Origin of the sequence: Ferrovum myxofaciens (assembly GCF_000735045.1) — a bacterium.
Lineage (GTDB): Bacteria > Pseudomonadota > Gammaproteobacteria > Burkholderiales > Ferrovaceae > Ferrovum > Ferrovum myxofaciens.
In genome coordinates this window covers 1-253 of the sequence record NZ_JPOQ01000261.1, presented here as the reverse complement: position 1 = coordinate 253, position 253 = coordinate 1, and the positions used below count along the sequence as shown (strand labels likewise).

At 56.9% G+C, this 253-nt stretch carries 1 pseudogene; it reads left to right on the top strand.

The features are described from left to right. A pseudogene (locus IV91_RS19290) lies at nucleotides 1-253 on the top strand (IS3-like element ISAfe17 family transposase); the annotation flags it as partial.

Sequence of the window (253 nt, the reverse complement as noted above, 5' to 3'; positions counted from 1 at the left end):
AATTCAGGAGCAAGCCAAGACGCTGTTTGAAGGAAAGCGAGGGCCAAAGCCGACGGCTGAGCATCGTGAGCCGGAACTGCTGTACAGCGAGATTGGCCGGTTGAAGGTAGAACTCGATTGGCTTAACAAAAAGTCCGGGATCAGCCTGTCATGATACGGCAGGGGTGGATTGACCACGGTGATGGGGTGTCTGTGGTGGGGCAATGCGCTTTGGTGGGGGTATCCCGCGCCACTGTCTATGCCCACCAGAAGC